This is a genomic window from Chryseobacterium daeguense DSM 19388, assembly GCF_000430825.1.
Taxonomy (GTDB): Bacteria; Bacteroidota; Bacteroidia; order Flavobacteriales; family Weeksellaceae; genus Chryseobacterium; species Chryseobacterium daeguense.
Genome location: NZ_KE387263.1, coordinates 177,151 through 192,115 on the forward strand (window position 1 = coordinate 177,151; position 14,965 = coordinate 192,115).

Sequence of the window (14,965 nt, forward strand, 5' to 3'; positions counted from 1 at the left end):
TATTGGATTGCAAATATACGACAATATTTTTAAAATCCTAATTTTTCTTTTAAATAAAGGACTTTTATGAAAACTATTTTAATATTCGTATCTTTGTTCTATGGCAAAAATATTGAAAATATATCCTGACAATCCACAGGAAAATCTTATTAATGAGGTTATTAAAACCTTAAACAATGGCGGACTCATTATTTATCCTTCCGACACTGTTTATGCCCTTGGCTGCAATATTTTTGATATAAAAGCCATGGAAAAATTAGCACAGATAAAGAAAATCAAATTAGAAAAGGCTCAATTTTCCATTATCTGTAATGATCTCAGCCATCTTTCGGATTTCACAAGACCTATTGAAACTTCGGTTTTCAGGTTTTTAAAAAGCCATCTTCCTGGTCCGTTTACATTCATCTTAGATGCGAACAAGGGCCTGCCTTTAGCCTACAAAAATCATAAAACCATCGGTATCCGTGTTCCGGACCATCCGATTCCGCAGCTGATCGTAGAGAAACTTGGCCATCCTATAGCCTCTACCTCCATCAAGGATGATGATGAGATCATAGAATATTCTACCGATCCTGAACTGATCGCTGAAAAATATGACCATCTTGTAGACATCGTTATAGATTCCGGCTACGGAGACAATATGGCTTCCACTATTGTTGATCTTACTTCAGGCGAACCGGAGGTGATCCGTCAGGGAAAAGGTATAGTATAAATTGTTCAAAATTAATTTCTGAGCCTCAATTAAACTACGTTTTTACTTTTATGAAAATAGTAACATCTCCTGCAAAATTGATGAATGTGGAAAATTCAACAGACCTGTTGAGAAGCACCACACCGAAATTCATTGATGACGCAGCTTTTATACAATCTTATTTAAAACAGAAAACTCCGAAATACCTTTCGGAACTAATGGAGATATCCCCAAAACTGGCTGATGAAAACTGGGAAAGAAACCAGAAATGGAAAGCAAAACCTACAGTAAAAGATTCGTGTCCTGCACTTTTTGCTTTTACCGGCGAAGTTTACAGAGGGCTTGATGCAAAAACCCTGGATAAAAATGCAGTGGATTATCTGCAGAAAAACCACCGGATACTTTCCGGATTGTATGGATTGCTGAAACCTTCCGATAAAGTGATGCTCTACAGGCTGGAAATGGGAAGACCTTTTGAATTTGATACTTATAAAAACTTATATGAATTCTGGCGAGAAAAAGTTACGGAACAATTAAATTCCGAATTAAAAAAGAACGAAATTTTACTCAATCTTGCCAGCAACGAATACTTTAAAGTTGTGGACCGTAAAAAGCTTAATCATAAAATAATTGATTTTGATTTCTATGAATTAAAGGATGGAAAACCAAAAACAATTGTTGTTTACACCAAACACGCCCGGGGAATGGTGGCCAGATTCTGCGCAGAAACCAACGCAAAAACTTTGAATGATGTCAAAGCATTCAACTATGAAGGCTACAGAATTGACGAGCAAAAATCTATAGATACGAAACTTGTTTTCACAAGATAATGACGATTTCAGAATTTAAAAATCTTTTCAAATCAGAGCTTTCAGAAATCTATATAGATTCGGAAGCAGCCTTTTTGTCAGCTGTTTTCGTTGAAAAAATAGTGGGATTTGACAATTTTCAGCAAAGAAGATTTTGCGGACAGGAATTATTAATCCAGGACGAAAAAAGTTTATTGGAAATCATTTCCGAATTGAAAACCTACAAGCCTTATCAGCAGATTTTAGGTGAAACAGAGTTTTATGGAATGAAATTTTTTGTGGATGAAAATGTATTGATTCCGCGGCCTGAAACGGAAGAACTGCTGGAATTCGCTATTCAAAAAATTCAAAGTTTAGGGTTTAATTTTCAAAGTTTGAGGATTTTGGATATCGGAACCGGAAGCGGGGTTATTCCTTTGGTTTTAAAGAAACATTTTTCATTATCTGAAGTTACTTCGATCGATATTTCTGAAAAAGCATTGGAAACAGCTAAAAAAAATGCAGCTTTTCATCAGCTTGAAGTTAATTTCATACATTCGGATTATTTGAATTTTGAATTAAATCAAAAATTTGACATTATAATTTCCAACCCACCTTATATCGGGATTGAGGAAGAGTTCGAAATTGCCGATTCGGTGAAAGAATTTGAGCCGAAAATGGCTTTATTCTCTCCCACTTCTGATGTCTTGATTTTCTACAAAAAAATTGCGGAAGATTCTCAAAAATATCTGAACAAAGGCGGACTTTTATTTTTAGAAATTAATCAGAAACTGGGGCTGGAAACTTTAAATCTGTATTTAAATAATTTTTCAGAAGCAAATTTAATAAAGGATTTATCTGAAAATGACCGGTTTATTTTCGGGATAAAATAATTAAGAGACCTGTTTAAGTTTTTTATTTAACCACAAAAGACACAAAAGATTTTGATATTATATTTAAAGTTAATGATTAAACAATAAAAAAGAACACACAAGTCTTTAAAAATCTTTGATTTTTATTCTTTTGAGAACTTTGAATAGCTAATAATGTATTTTCCAAATTTCTTTTGCTTCTTTTGTGGTTAAATTTAAATTAGTTTAAACAACTTTAATATGGAAATCAAAACACACGCAGTCAACAATACAAAAATCGCTGAAGTAATTTCTAATGATATAATCATTAATTCTGCTCAGGACGGACTGGATCTTCTGGGAAATATCTATTATCAGGATTTTGATAAGGTAATTATTTATGAAAAAAATATTTGCCCGGAATTCTTTGACCTGAAAAATAAAATGGCAGGTGATATTTTACAAAAATTCTCAAATTACCGGGTAAGGCTTGCTATTATTGGAGATTTCACACGATACGAAAGTAAAAGCGTTAAAGATTTTATTTTCGAAAGTAATAAGACAAATCATATTATTTTCATAGAAAATCTGGAAAAGGCATTGGAAAAGCTTTCGATTTAAGTTTTTTAAAACCTTTTGATTTTTATTCTTTTATAAATTTTGCTTTCAATAATTATCTTTAATAAGTCAATTATAGTTATAAATTCTTTTGTGGTAAAAACTAAGTAAGTTTTAGTTAAAATATAAAAAAATAAACCAGCGAAATCATCACTGGTTTTATATTTTAATTTATCCTATTCTTTTCCTTACAAAAATTTCGTAACTGAGATAGATGAGTGGAAGTGCCATAATTCCTATATATAATGAATTAGCCATCGCAGCCTGCGGTTGATTCGCGACAGCATAAACAAGCCCGAAAAAAGCACCTCCTAAATGCGCGGCGTGTCCAATATTATCGTGCTGTCTTGGATTGAGCATCATATACACTGAATATCCAAAATAAACTAAACCAAAGATATAGCCAGGAATCGGAATTGGAATAAAGAAAAAATAAATTCCTATTTGAGGATATAAAGCAATTGCTGAAAACAAAATCCCCGAAACACCTCCACTAGCCCCAATTGCCGAATACCAGGGCTGTTTCTGATAAATAAATAATGAAAAAATATTTCCTAACAGGATTGCTCCAAAATAAATAATCAAAAATCCTACATTCCCAAATCCCTGAATTACAACCGGACCAAAGAAATACAGCGTTATCATATTAAATGCCAAGTGCATAATATCCGCATGAAGAAATCCCGCAGAAAGCAGACGGATGTATTCTTTCCTGTGCAGAATAGCTCCTACACTGAATTTATATTTTTCGAAATTACTGCTTCCATTAGGTGCTACAAAGCTTATAATGGCAGTAATAGCTATTATTACGATTAAAATATTCATAATTTTTTTCTTTAATTTTCCGAATTCTCATCACTCTGAAACAGATCACCAATCGTGCCATCTTCATCGAAACCGCTCATAGGTTCCGGCTCTTCATAAACTTCCGGCTCTTCTTCTTCAGGTTCAGGAACAGAAATATTGATTGACTTTACCTTAAACTTGGTAAACTGGTTTCCAATGGCTTTAATCCCTTTTACAGCAATGAATTCATCTATATTTACAGACTCAGGATCTCTTTCTTTTCCTTTATCTTTTGCAAAAATAATTTCTGCCGTTGCCCCGTTAGCCACAATTACATTTTCGATAAATGATTTCGGATGTTCTGTAGGCATGAAGGTCTGTACGTTCGGGGTATTTTCAAATAAAAACCTCTTAATGAAGTACATATCTTTCTCGCCATCATAGTAAATGCAGGTTACAGGCTGTTCCGGCTTCCATTTTTCAAGGACCAGATATTCATCGTCAAAACGGTTTCCGAGATCAAAAGAAACCAGTTTTGCATCACCGTTTGTGTTAATGGTTAATATTTTATCATCCCCTTTAAAGCTTCCCAGCAAAGTTCCCCTTCCGTCTGCATTCAGCCTTCTTACCGTATCATCGAACCAGATTCTTCTCGGCGCCAGAGTGGAAACTCCTTCTTCCTTTAAATCTACTTTTTTTACCGCATATTTTGTTACCAGATTTCCTTTGGAATCACGGCCCTTGATAGCCAGCTCCGAGAAACTGATGTCCATTTTATTTTTTCTGATTCTTGGATTAGGCTTTAGCAGAACGGTTACTGTTTCAGCCTCACCATTAGGATTAGCCGAAAAATAAAGCACTTCTGAACCTTTTTTATCAGAGGCTAAAGGATAGTCCGTATTCCTTGTGCCTCCCGTTACGGAAAAACGCTTCATGTAATAAGGCCCCTCCTTTCCTTCACGGTAGATCATATTGTAGACCGTACGCTTATCGTTTTTCTTCCAGATCGCTACGTGAAGAATATCTTTTCCGATAAATGTTTTTGCTTCTACTTTTACCACCTTCATGCTTCCGTCTTTCCTGAAAGTAATGATGTCATCAATATCCGAACAGTCGAACAAATACTGATCCTTTTTCAATGAAGTCCCGATGAAACCTTCTTCAAAATTGGCATAGAATTTTTCATTTGCAACCGCCACTTTTGTAGCATCGATGGTATCAAAAATCCTTAATTCCGTTTTTCTCTGCTTGTCTTTACCGTATTTTTTCTGAATATTCAGATAATAATCAATAGCGTACTGAACAAGGTTTTCCAGGTGATGTTTCACCTGCTCTATTTTTCCTTCAAGAGCGGCTATATTTTCTTTAAATTTATCTAAATCGAATCTTGAAATTCTCTTGATTCTGATTTCTGTAAGCCTTAAAATATCCTCTTCCGTAACAGCTCTCAAAAGATGCCCGGTGTGAGGCTTTAAACCTTCATAAATGGTTTTCAGAACATCCTCCCAGGTTTTTACCTCTTCAATATCATGGTAAATCCTGTTTTCGATGAAAATTCTTTCCAATGAAGAAAAATGCCAGCTTTCCTGCAATTCATGAAGTTCGATTTCAAGCTCTTTTTTAAGCAGCGAAACCGTGTGATCCGTATTCATTCTCAAAATTTCGGATACATTCAGGAACATTGGCTTGTCGCCGACAATTACGCAGGCATTTGGTGAAATGGTAACCTGGCAGTCAGTAAATGCATACAATGCATCAATCGTTTTATCAGGCGAAACATCGTTATGAAGGTGGATTAAGATCTCTACCTTATCTGATGTATTGTCTTCAATTTTTTTAATCTTGATTTTACCTTTCTCATTTGCTTTTAAGATAGAATCAATAAGATCACTGGTTGTTTTGGAATAAGGAAGTTCCGTAATGATTAAAGTATGCTTATCAACAGGGGAAATTTTGGCTCTTGCCCTTACTTTTCCGCCTCTGTGACCGTCATTGTATTCTGAAACATCCAGATAACCAGCCGTTAAAAAATCAGGAAACAGCTCAAACTTTTTACCTTTAAGATAAGCTACGGAAGCGTTGATTAATTCATTAAAATTATGTGGAAGAATTTTAGTGGAAAGCCCCACCCCGATTCCTTCAACTCCCTGAGCGAGAAGCAATGGGAATTTTACCGGAAGATCAATAGGCTCATTGTTTCTGCCGTCATAAGACTTTGCCCATTCCGTAGTTTTTGGGTTAAAAACCACTTCCAGTGCAAAAGGCGTAAGCCTGGCTTCAATATATCTTGCCGCCGCTGCAGAATCCCCTGTATAGATATTCCCCCAGTTTCCCTGAGTGTCTATCAACAGTTCCTTCTGCCCGATTCCTACCATGGCATCCGTAATAGAGGCATCACCATGAGGGTGATATTTCATGGTGTTTCCTACGATATTGGCAACTTTGTTGTAACGTCCGTCTTCCAGCTCTCGCATGGAATGCATGATCCTACGCTGAACAGGCTTAAAACCATCATATACTGACGGGATTGCCCTGTCTAAAATAACGTATGAGGCATAATCCAAAAACCAGTCTTTGTACAGCCCGGAAACTTTTTTTAAGCTCTCACCTTCATGCGAGTATTCTTCTGTCATCATTTATTATAACCCTTTTTTCTCGTTATTAGCTTTTACCACTTTATTTAAGGAGAGTTTTAAATCATTAACTTCTTTTCTTGTTAAATACGAGATCTCATATTTCAGCATAGTAGATCCGCTGTTTTTGCTGGATATCGTGACATACAATCTTTTAACGAAAAATACGTCGATAATTTCGTATTCCAACAATTTATATTTCGGGAATTCATCGCTTAATGGCTTATCCAGAAAGGGTATGATATTCCTGTTTTTAAAATGAATAGCTTCTCCATCGCTATCATATTCAAAAATCTGTCTTCCGTTAAGATAAAAAAGCATTATGAATACTGCGGGAACAAGTATAAATAAATAGCTTTCCCATCCTAAAATGTCAAATCTGTATTCTTCCAACAGAAAAGCTCCGATTCCTGCGATTAAAAACATAATCAGCAGGGTGTTCAGGAAATTGTACAAGGAACTTTTGTTACGGTTACTTAGTCTCATATTTGTGTTGTGTTTTAAAATTATAGTTTTTATTTATTTTTCATCTATGACTTCACTCAATATTTCTTTTTTATCAATATCCGGATCTTCTACTACAAGATTTTCGAGGATGAAAGTTTGTCTGTCCGGAGTATTTTTCCCCATATAAAATTCCAGCAGCTGGTCTATGGTCTGATCCTTTCCTACAACTACGGGCTCCAGACGAATGTCTTTTCCTATAAAATGCTTGAACTCATCCGGTGAGATCTCTCCCAATCCTTTGAATCGGGTGATTTCCGGGTTTTTCCCCAGCTCATTCAATGCCTTTACTCTTTCTGCCTCAGAATAGCAATATCTTGTTTCCTTTTTGTTTCTTACCCTGAACAAAGGGGTCTGAAGAATATAAAGATGTCCGTTTTTAATCAGGTCAGGGAAGAACTGAAGGAAAAACGTAATCATCAACAGACGGATGTGCATCCCGTCCACATCGGCATCGGTAGCAATAATTACCTGGTTATATCTGAGATCTTCTAAGCTTTCCTCAATATTTAAAGCGGCCTGGAGAAGATTGAACTCTTCATTTTCGTACACCACTTTCTTTGTTAGGCCATAGCAGTTCAAAGGCTTTCCTTTTAATGAAAATACAGCCTGAGTTTCTACATCTCTTGACTTCGTAATCGATCCGGAAGCAGAATCTCCCTCGGTAATAAATATCTGGGTTTCTCCTTTTCTTTCGTTTTTCTGGTCATTGTAATGCTGTCTGCAGTCACGAAGCTTTTTATTGTGAAGGGAAACTTTTTTTGCCCTCTCCCTTGCCAGCTTCTGAATTCCGGAAAGTTCTTTTCTCTCTCTTTCGGAAATTAATATTTTTCGCTGAATTGCTTCTGCAACTTCAGGATTTTTATGTAAAAAGTTATCTAATTTGCTTTTTAAGAAATCAATAATGAAAGTTCTTACCGTAGGTCCGTTTGGCCCGATATCGTTTGATCCCAACTTGGTTTTAGTCTGAGATTCGAAAACAGGTTCTTCCACATTGATGGAAACGGCTGCAACAATTGACTTTCTGACATCCGAGGCATCAAAATTCTTATTGAAGAATTCGCGGATGGTTTTTACATACGCTTCACGGAAGGCATTCAGGTGAGTACCGCCCTGAGTGGTATTTTGTCCGTTAACAAAAGAAAAATACGTTTCCGTCTGGGATTTATCAGTATGTGTAATGGCAACTTCAATATCATTATCCCTCAAATGAACAATCGGATACAGGGTTTCGTTTTCCAGCTCCTCGTCCAACAAATCTTTAAGTCCGTTTTCGGAAAAGAAAGTTTCGCCGTTAAAAAGTATTTTCAGTCCAGGGTTCAGGTAAGCATAATTTCGGAGCATTCTCTCGATGTATTCTTTTCTGAACTTGAAGTGAAGGAAAATCTCACCATCCGGAATGAAAGAGATTTCGGTCCCGTTTCTGTCCGAAGTTTCTTTTTCCTCGTGATTTTCGGTAATGATCCCGCGTGAAAATTCTGCCATTTTCATCCTTCCTTCACGGAAAGAACGCACACGAAAATATTCCGAAAGCGCATTTACTGCTTTTGTACCTACACCGTTAAGACCTACTGATTTTTTGAAAGCTTTGCTGTCATACTTACCACCGGTATTCATTTTTGAAACGGCTTCCACCACTTTCCCCAGCGGGATACCACGGCCGAAGTCACGGATCGTAACTTTCCCGTCGTCCAGCTTTATTTCAATTCTTTTACCTGCTTTCATCCTGAACTCATCTATGGAGTTGTCCAGAATTTCTTTAAGCAAAATATAGATACCGTCATCAGCAGAAGAACCGTCTCCCAGCTTCCCGATGTACATTCCGGGACGCAAGCGTATGTGTTCCTGCCAATCGAGGGTTCTGATGTTATCTTCGGAATAGATTGGATTTATTTCTTGTGACATAGTAATTTCAGCAAACATACAAAAATACGAAATTGGACAAAATTATCCGAATTTTTAATTTATTTTTATGATAATACTATCAACCATGCTTTATAAATCATTTTATTCTGAAAGAAGTTCTAAATCTACTGTACAAAAGCAAAAATATACTACAGTAGAATAAAAATGCAGTGCAGCGGAATAAATTTCTTCAGTAGCAATATAAAAATTAACTACAGTACGATAAAAATATACCGAAGTTGAATAAATTTTTACTCAACTAAAGTAAATGCATTATGGAGTATAGTAAAAGTAAGTAACAGTACATAAAAAATTATCTGTAAGACAATAAATCTGCTCTTTATAGTATAAAAATGAGTAAAGCACCTTTTAGACTCTTCTCTTTTTTTAATGTATTGCTCTCGTGTCGCTGGGATTCCTTTTTGTAAAGGCGCAATTTCAAATGCTTTTTTTCGATTCCAATTGCTGTAAATTAATGAAATCTGTTAGGGTCACTAACTTCCAAGATTAAACCTGTTAAACCTTTAAATCGATAAATTCCTTCTGATACCGGAATATCTTTGTGTACCAAGCTGCTCAAAATGGTACAATGATTATTCATAATGAAAAAGAATATATTCAAAGATTAAAAGAAGAAATTACATTTTTAAGGAAGATATTAGATGAAAAAATAAAGTAAAGAGCTTTTAATTCTACCTCTTGTCAAGGTTTTGAACCTTAACAAGGTTTATGCAGAACGGAAGATAAAACCGATTATAAAAGAAATTTGGACAGATTTAGAAAATGAATTAAATTCGATATAATTAAAAATCCGCTTAATGATACACCTTCCTTTATCGAAATTATCTAATGTAGGAACCACTATTTTCAGCCAGATGACACAGCTGGCCAATGAAAACGAAGCCATCAACCTGTCGCAGGGCTTCCCGGATTTCATGCCGGATTCTGAGCTGCTGGATAAAGCAGATCATTTCATTAAAAAAGGCTTTAATCAATACGCCCCCATGGGAGGAATGATTGCTTTAAAAGAAGAAATTGCAAAAAAAATAGAAAATTCTCATCAGGCGATTTACCATCCTGAATCGGAAATTACCATAACTGCGGGCGGAACCCAGGCTATTTTTACCGCTATTGCCACTTTTATAAAAAAAGATGATGAAGTTATAATCTTTGAGCCGGCATACGATTGTTATGAACCTACCGTAGAACTTTTCGGGGGAATTGTGAAGCGTTTTGAAATGAAAGCTCCGGACTATGAAATCGACTGGAATTCAGTAAAAAGCTTAGTTTCAGACAAAACAAAAATGATTATCCTGAATAATCCGAATAACCCTTCCGGAAAGATTTTAAAGGAGAATGACATTCAGGAATTAATTAAAATTGTAAAAGGAACTTCCATTTTGATTTTAAGCGATGAAGTCTATGAAAACATTGTCTATGACGGAAAACAGCACCTCAGCATCTGCAAATATCCCGAACTGAAAGAAAGAAGCCTTCTTGTAGCATCTTTTGGAAAGTTATTCCATGTTACAGGTTGGAAAACCGGATATTGTGCCGCACCGAAAAACCTTACGGATGAATTCCGGAAAGTACATCAGTTCAATGTTTTTTCTGTAAATACACCCATTCAGATGGCCTTGGCGGAATACATGAAAAACCCCGATCATTACAATCAGCTGAACCAGTTTTTTGAGGAAAAAAGAGATTTTTTAAGACAAGGCTTGGCCACAACATCATTTGAGCTGCTGGATTGTGAAGGAACTTATTTCCAAGCTTTGAAATATGATAAAATTTCAGATAAAAATGATTTCGATTTTGCCAGCGAACTGACCATCACGCATAAAGTAGCGAGTGTTCCGTTTTCTTCTTTTTATAAAAATAAACTGAATGAAAATGTGATCCGTTTATGTTTTGCAAAAAAGCAGGAAACTTTAGAAAAAGCGATTGAAAATTTATTGAAAATATAGTATTTATAATCCAAAGGTTTGTCATTCTGAACGAAATGTAAGTGAAGAATCTCAATATATCAGAGATTTTCCGTTCCTCAGAATGACAAACCGTTGAATTAATTTAGCTTCTATAAAAACATTCCTCCGGAAGCTTCTATTCTCTGCCCGTTGATCCATCTTGCATCTTCAGTACAAAGGAAAGCCACCACTCCGCCGATATCATCCGGTACTCCGGCTCTTCCTAATGCCGTATTGCTGGCTACCATAGCATTTATATGCTCATCATCCCTTGTTCTTCCGCCTCCGAAATCTGTTTCGATAGCGCCAGGAGCGATAACATTGACTTTAATTTTTCTTGGTCCTAATTCTTTCGCCATATATTTCGTCAGCATCTCAACGCCTGCTTTGATAGAGCCATAAATTGACGATCCCGGCAATGCAAATCTTGCAAGTCCTGAAGAAACATTGATAATTCCTCCTTCTTCATTAATAAACGGTAAAAACTTCTGTGTCAAGAAAAATACTCCCTTGAAATGGATGTCTACCACATCATCCAGTTGGTCTTCCGTAACATCAGGAATCGGTGCGTATAAGGCTGTTCCGGCATTATTTACAAGAAAATCTATGTTTCTGCTGCCTGTATTTTCTTCCAGATGATCTCCCACCTGCTTTACGAAAGCATCAAAGCTCCTTATATCTTTTGTATCCAGCTGATAAGCAATTGCTTTTCTGCCTAAAGCCTGGATTTCTTCCACCACTTTATCAGCTTCTTCCTTGTTACTTCTGTAAGTGATGATTACATCTAAACCTTTTTGTGCAATTTTAATTGCTGAATTTTTTCCCAGTCCGCGGCTTCCTCCGGTTACCACAGCGATTTTTGTTCTTGTACTCATTTGTTTATGTTATTTGTTGATACAAAGTTGAGAAAATTGTAAGCCAAAGTATTTGCCCGAATCAAACTGAAATTTGCAAAATTCAAATCACGAGCGAAATTCCATGGGAGTAAACGTTGTTTTCCTTTTAAAAAAGTTTGAAAAGTGAGCAATTTCTTCAAAACCCAATGCGTAGGAAATCTCGGAAACATTCCATTTTGTTTGTTTTAAAAGGATTTTTGCTTCCTGTATCAATCGGTCTGCGATAAATTCTGTCGTAGTTTTTCCGGTACTTTCTTTTAATTTTTTATTTAAGTAATTCACATGAACGGCCAACCTATCTGCATAGTCTTTCGCGGTTTTTAACTGCAGCCTGTTTTCAGCAGATTCAATGGGAAACTGCCTTTCCAGTAATTCTATGAATAAAGAAACCACACGGAGTGATGCGTCATTTGATGTAGAAATTTTGGTCGCGGGCTGTAGTTTCTGGCCGTAATGGATGAGTTCCACTACATAATTTCTGATCAGGTCATATTTGAAGATATAATCTGATTCTATTTCTTTTTTTATTTTGCTGTAAAGCTGTTCTATTTCATCGGCCAGTTCATTATCAATTTCAAAAACAGGCACATTTCCCGGCTGGAAAATCGGTAAATCTTCAAGGGTGCTGTGAGATTTGTCTTTAATAAAAAAATCTTCCGTAAAAACACAGAAACTCCCGGACTGATCGGGGTCTTCAGGGATCCAGTGGTAAGGAACCTTTGGGGTTGCAAACAATAAAGCATTCTGTTTAATCTGAATAGTTTTATCTGCGTATTCTGCCCTGTTTTTCCCTCTTATCAGGCTTATTTTATAATATTTCCTTCTGTTATAGGGCATTTCAGAAGTCGCTTTTGCTTTTTCAATTGTCTGGGCAATATCAAATACATTAAAATGCCCGATATCTTTATGAAGTCCTTTTGGGAAGATGCTTTCGAGGTCTTTCCCAAGCTTGGCGGTCATTTCTCTGTAGAAATCTTCAATTGTGGCATGCGCGAGTTTTTCCATGAGTGTTATTTGTAAAAATCAAATGTACAACTATTACATTATAAATTAAATAGTAATTCCGCCGATTATTTCTAAAGCCCATTTTCCGTTTTTATACTCGGCCGCATAGTCATTTTCAAAACTGCTTCCTGACTTTGAAATGTAAAATTTGTTTTTATCAAGCTTATCCCTTTTAATTTTTGAAATATTGCCTCTTGTAAGATCAGTTACTTTTTCATAATAAGTTTTCTTGCTATTGCTTTCCGGTGTAAACAGAATTCTTGAATTTGGATGTACCTGATGAAAATAATCGCAGTCATTTTCAAATATATCAAAAGTATAGTGGAGATTTTTAAGATCAACTGTTTCTTCGTAAGCCGGAAGAAGCTGTTCATAAAGTGTCGTAAACTTATTTTTCCCTGATATAAACATTGGGTTAAGATCATCGAAATCAGACATTCCGTCACCGTCCGTATCCTTATTGTTTGGGTTTAAGCCAAAACTTTTTTCAAAAATGTCATTATAACCATCATTATCAGAATCTTTTGTGAGATCTTTTAAATTAATTTTAAATAATTTTCCATCATCGATAGCGGAATAGTCGTCATAGCCGGGTAAGCCTGCAACCTTTACAATTTTAACCAGGCTGCCTTCCAATTGAAGGAATCCATCTTTTATAATTGAATTTTCCTGGATATTATTAATATAGTAATGACTAAAACTTAAGCCTAGAAAATATGCAGAAGGTCTATCTTTCTCAATCTTCAACAGCCAGAATCCCAAATTATTTGTTCCCAGTGCATATATTGCATCTCCTGTCTGCAGTTTATTTGAACAGGAAAACTGATCTGAAAATTTTTCTTTGAACAGCTTAAATTCTTCCTGATGTGTTTTCCATTTTTTTTCTTCTATTTCTTCAGAGTAAATTTCACGAGCCTCTATACTATCTTGCTTAAAGGTCCAATAATTTCTGAGATCACTGATTTCAAGATAATCCGGTTTATATTCAAGAATCTGTTTTACAGTAAATGTCTCTTTTTCAACATATCCTTTGAAGGTCTGTTCATATTTACCGGCAAAACACCTGTCATCGGCATTTTTTGAGCATGAAATTAATAGAGTAAAAAGAATAAAATATAAAATCTTCATCGTTAAAAGTTTGACTCATGAATGCAAAAAACGCTCCCAAAATACATCGGAAGCGTTTTTCTTTATAACTAACTTTAATATTTTCTTATACGTTGAATCTGAAGTGCATGATGTCACCATCTTTCACCACATATTCTTTTCCTTCTACAGAAAGTTTCCCTGCTTCTTTCACCTTTGCTTCAGAACCATAATTCACATAATCATCATATTTGATTACCTCAGCACGGATGAATCCTTTTTCGAAGTCTGTGTGGATAACCCCCGCAGCCTGCGGTGCCGTCCAGCCCTGCCCGATTGTCCAGGCTCTTACTTCTTTAACTCCGGCTGTAAAGTACGTCTGAAGCTTTAACAGATCGTATGCTTTTCTGATCAGACGGTTAACTCCCGGTTCAGTAAGTCCCAGCTCTTCAAGGAAAATTTCTCTTTCCTCAAATGTTTCAAGCTCATTGATATCAGCCTCGATCTGAGCAGCAAGAACTACTACTTCTGCCCCTTCATTTTTAGCCATTTCTTCGATCTTTCCGATCCACTCGTTTCCGTTTTTGATAGAATTTTCGTCTACGTTGCAAACGTAAAGAACCGGTTTATTTGTCAACAATTGAACTTCCCCGATAATTGATTTTGCGAAATCATCAGCCGGGAATTCTCTTGCATTTTTACCATCTTCAAGGAATTTTTGAAGATTCTGAAGTGTTTCATACGTCAGAATATCTTCTTTTTTACCTGATTTAATGAACTTTTTCGCTTTTTCAACTGCTTTTCCTACAGTTTCCAAGTCTTTCAACTGAAGCTCGATGTCAATAATTTCCTTATCTCTTAACGGATCTACCGAACCTTCTACGTGAACGATATTTCCATTATCAAAACATCTTAAAACATGGATAATCGCCTCACACTCACGAATATTCGCCAGGAACTGGTTTCCCAAACCTTCTCCTTTGCTGGCTCCTTTTACAAGACCTGCGATATCTACGATCTCTACAACGGCAGGCAAAACTCTTTCCGGTTTTACTAATTTTTCCAGCTCAAACAATCTGTGATCCGGAACGGAAACTGTTCCCAAATTGGGCTCAATAGTACAGAAAGGATAGTTTGCCGACTGTGCTTTTGCGTTGCTCAGACAGTTAAAAAGAGTTGATTTACCTACATTCGGTAAGCCTACGATTCCACATTTCATAACGTTAGATTCAAAG

13 protein-coding genes are annotated in these 14,965 nt (G+C 36.0%); 5 read left to right on the forward strand and 8 right to left on the reverse strand.

Annotated features, from left to right (window positions below; genetic code table 11):
• Positions 1 to 100 precede the first annotated feature (100 nt).
• The 4 genes from H560_RS0120300 to H560_RS0120315 all read left to right on the forward strand — a co-directional run bounded on the left by H560_RS0120300 (position 101) and on the right by H560_RS0120315 (position 2,951).
• Complete coding sequence (locus H560_RS0120300) at positions 101 to 712, forward strand: L-threonylcarbamoyladenylate synthase (protein WP_027381671.1); 612 nt, start codon at positions 101 to 103, stop codon at positions 710 to 712.
• A gap of 50 nt (positions 713 to 762) precedes the next feature.
• Complete coding sequence (gene yaaA / locus H560_RS0120305) at positions 763 to 1,521, forward strand: peroxide stress protein YaaA (RefSeq protein ID WP_027381672.1); 759 nt, start codon at positions 763 to 765, stop codon at positions 1,519 to 1,521.
• Positions 1,521 to 2,372 (forward strand): peptide chain release factor N(5)-glutamine methyltransferase, encoded by an 852-nt coding sequence (gene prmC / locus H560_RS0120310; protein WP_027381673.1) that lies wholly within the window; start codon positions 1,521 to 1,523, stop codon positions 2,370 to 2,372. The genes yaaA and prmC overlap by 1 nt, the downstream gene beginning before the upstream one ends.
• A gap of 219 nt (positions 2,373 to 2,591) precedes the next feature.
• Positions 2,592 to 2,951: a DUF4180 domain-containing protein gene (locus H560_RS0120315; protein ID WP_027381674.1), complete on the forward strand. Its 360-nt coding sequence runs from the start codon at positions 2,592 to 2,594 to the stop codon at positions 2,949 to 2,951.
• A gap of 168 nt (positions 2,952 to 3,119) precedes the next feature.
• Here H560_RS0120315 and H560_RS0120320 read toward each other — a convergent pair whose 3' ends face one another.
• From H560_RS0120320 to H560_RS0120335, 4 genes are read right to left on the reverse strand one after another with little or no spacing between them, the layout of a single operon-like run.
• Positions 3,120 to 3,773, reverse strand: a complete 654-nt coding sequence (locus H560_RS0120320) for a rhomboid family intramembrane serine protease (RefSeq protein ID WP_027381675.1) — start codon at positions 3,771 to 3,773, stop codon at positions 3,120 to 3,122.
• 11 nt (positions 3,774 to 3,784) lie between these two features.
• Positions 3,785 to 6,370, reverse strand: coding sequence for a DNA gyrase/topoisomerase IV subunit A (locus H560_RS0120325; RefSeq protein WP_027381676.1), 2,586 nt, complete (start codon positions 6,368 to 6,370; stop codon positions 3,785 to 3,787).
• A gap of 3 nt (positions 6,371 to 6,373) precedes the next feature.
• Positions 6,374 to 6,853 (reverse strand): hypothetical protein, encoded by a 480-nt coding sequence (locus tag H560_RS0120330; RefSeq protein WP_027381677.1) that lies wholly within the window; start codon positions 6,851 to 6,853, stop codon positions 6,374 to 6,376.
• Positions 6,854 to 6,886: 33 nt separating this feature from the next.
• Complete coding sequence (locus H560_RS0120335; protein WP_027381678.1) at positions 6,887 to 8,776, reverse strand: DNA topoisomerase IV subunit B; 1,890 nt, start codon at positions 8,774 to 8,776, stop codon at positions 6,887 to 6,889.
• Between the two features lie 818 nt (positions 8,777 to 9,594).
• Here H560_RS0120335 and H560_RS0120350 point away from each other — a divergent pair.
• On the forward strand, positions 9,595 to 10,743 hold the full coding sequence (locus H560_RS0120350; protein WP_027381679.1) for a methionine aminotransferase: 1,149 nt from the start codon (positions 9,595 to 9,597) through the stop codon (positions 10,741 to 10,743).
• Positions 10,744 to 10,853: 110 nt separating this feature from the next.
• Here the strand turns inward: H560_RS0120350 and H560_RS0120355 are convergent, their stop codons facing one another.
• The 4 genes from H560_RS0120355 to ychF all read right to left on the reverse strand — a co-directional run bounded on the left by H560_RS0120355 (position 10,854) and on the right by ychF (position 14,949).
• Positions 10,854 to 11,618 carry an SDR family NAD(P)-dependent oxidoreductase gene (locus H560_RS0120355; protein ID WP_027381680.1) on the reverse strand — a complete coding sequence of 255 codons (765 nt, stop codon included), beginning with the start codon at positions 11,616 to 11,618 and terminating at the stop codon, positions 10,854 to 10,856.
• Between the two features lie 87 nt (positions 11,619 to 11,705).
• Complete coding sequence (locus H560_RS0120360; protein ID WP_027381681.1) at positions 11,706 to 12,644, reverse strand: helix-turn-helix domain-containing protein; 939 nt, start codon at positions 12,642 to 12,644, stop codon at positions 11,706 to 11,708.
• Between the two features lie 45 nt (positions 12,645 to 12,689).
• Complete coding sequence (locus tag H560_RS0120365) at positions 12,690 to 13,772, reverse strand: hypothetical protein (protein ID WP_027381682.1); 1,083 nt, start codon at positions 13,770 to 13,772, stop codon at positions 12,690 to 12,692.
• A gap of 85 nt (positions 13,773 to 13,857) precedes the next feature.
• Positions 13,858 to 14,949, reverse strand: a complete 1,092-nt coding sequence (gene ychF / locus H560_RS0120370) for a redox-regulated ATPase YchF (RefSeq protein ID WP_027381683.1) — start codon at positions 14,947 to 14,949, stop codon at positions 13,858 to 13,860.
• Between the last annotated feature and the right edge of the window lie 16 nt (positions 14,950 to 14,965).

Excerpts from the sequence above, each read along its gene's own strand:
- H560_RS0120315 (WP_027381674.1), top strand. The coding sequence starts at position 2,592 with ATGGAAATCAAAACACACGCAGTCAACAATACAAAAATCGCTGAAGTA.
- H560_RS0120300 (WP_027381671.1), top strand. The coding sequence starts at position 101 with ATGGCAAAAATATTGAAAATATATCCTGACAATCCACAGGAAAATCTT.
- H560_RS0120365 (WP_027381682.1), bottom strand. The coding sequence starts at position 13,772 with ATGAAGATTTTATATTTTATTCTTTTTACTCTATTAATTTCATGCTCA.
- prmC (WP_027381673.1), top strand. The coding sequence starts at position 1,521 with ATGACGATTTCAGAATTTAAAAATCTTTTCAAATCAGAGCTTTCAGAA.
- H560_RS0120350 (WP_027381679.1), top strand. The coding sequence starts at position 9,595 with ATGATACACCTTCCTTTATCGAAATTATCTAATGTAGGAACCACTATT.
- H560_RS0120355 (WP_027381680.1), bottom strand. The coding sequence starts at position 11,618 with ATGAGTACAAGAACAAAAATCGCTGTGGTAACCGGAGGAAGCCGCGGA.
- H560_RS0120335 (WP_027381678.1), bottom strand. The coding sequence starts at position 8,776 with ATGTCACAAGAAATAAATCCAATCTATTCCGAAGATAACATCAGAACC.
- H560_RS0120325 (WP_027381676.1), bottom strand. The coding sequence starts at position 6,370 with ATGATGACAGAAGAATACTCGCATGAAGGTGAGAGCTTAAAAAAAGTT.
- H560_RS0120320 (WP_027381675.1), bottom strand. The coding sequence starts at position 3,773 with ATGAATATTTTAATCGTAATAATAGCTATTACTGCCATTATAAGCTTT.
- ychF (WP_027381683.1), bottom strand. The coding sequence starts at position 14,949 with ATGAAATGTGGAATCGTAGGCTTACCGAATGTAGGTAAATCAACTCTT.
- H560_RS0120360 (WP_027381681.1), bottom strand. The coding sequence starts at position 12,644 with ATGGAAAAACTCGCGCATGCCACAATTGAAGATTTCTACAGAGAAATG.
- yaaA (WP_027381672.1), top strand. The coding sequence starts at position 763 with ATGAAAATAGTAACATCTCCTGCAAAATTGATGAATGTGGAAAATTCA.
- H560_RS0120330 (WP_027381677.1), bottom strand. The coding sequence starts at position 6,853 with ATGAGACTAAGTAACCGTAACAAAAGTTCCTTGTACAATTTCCTGAAC.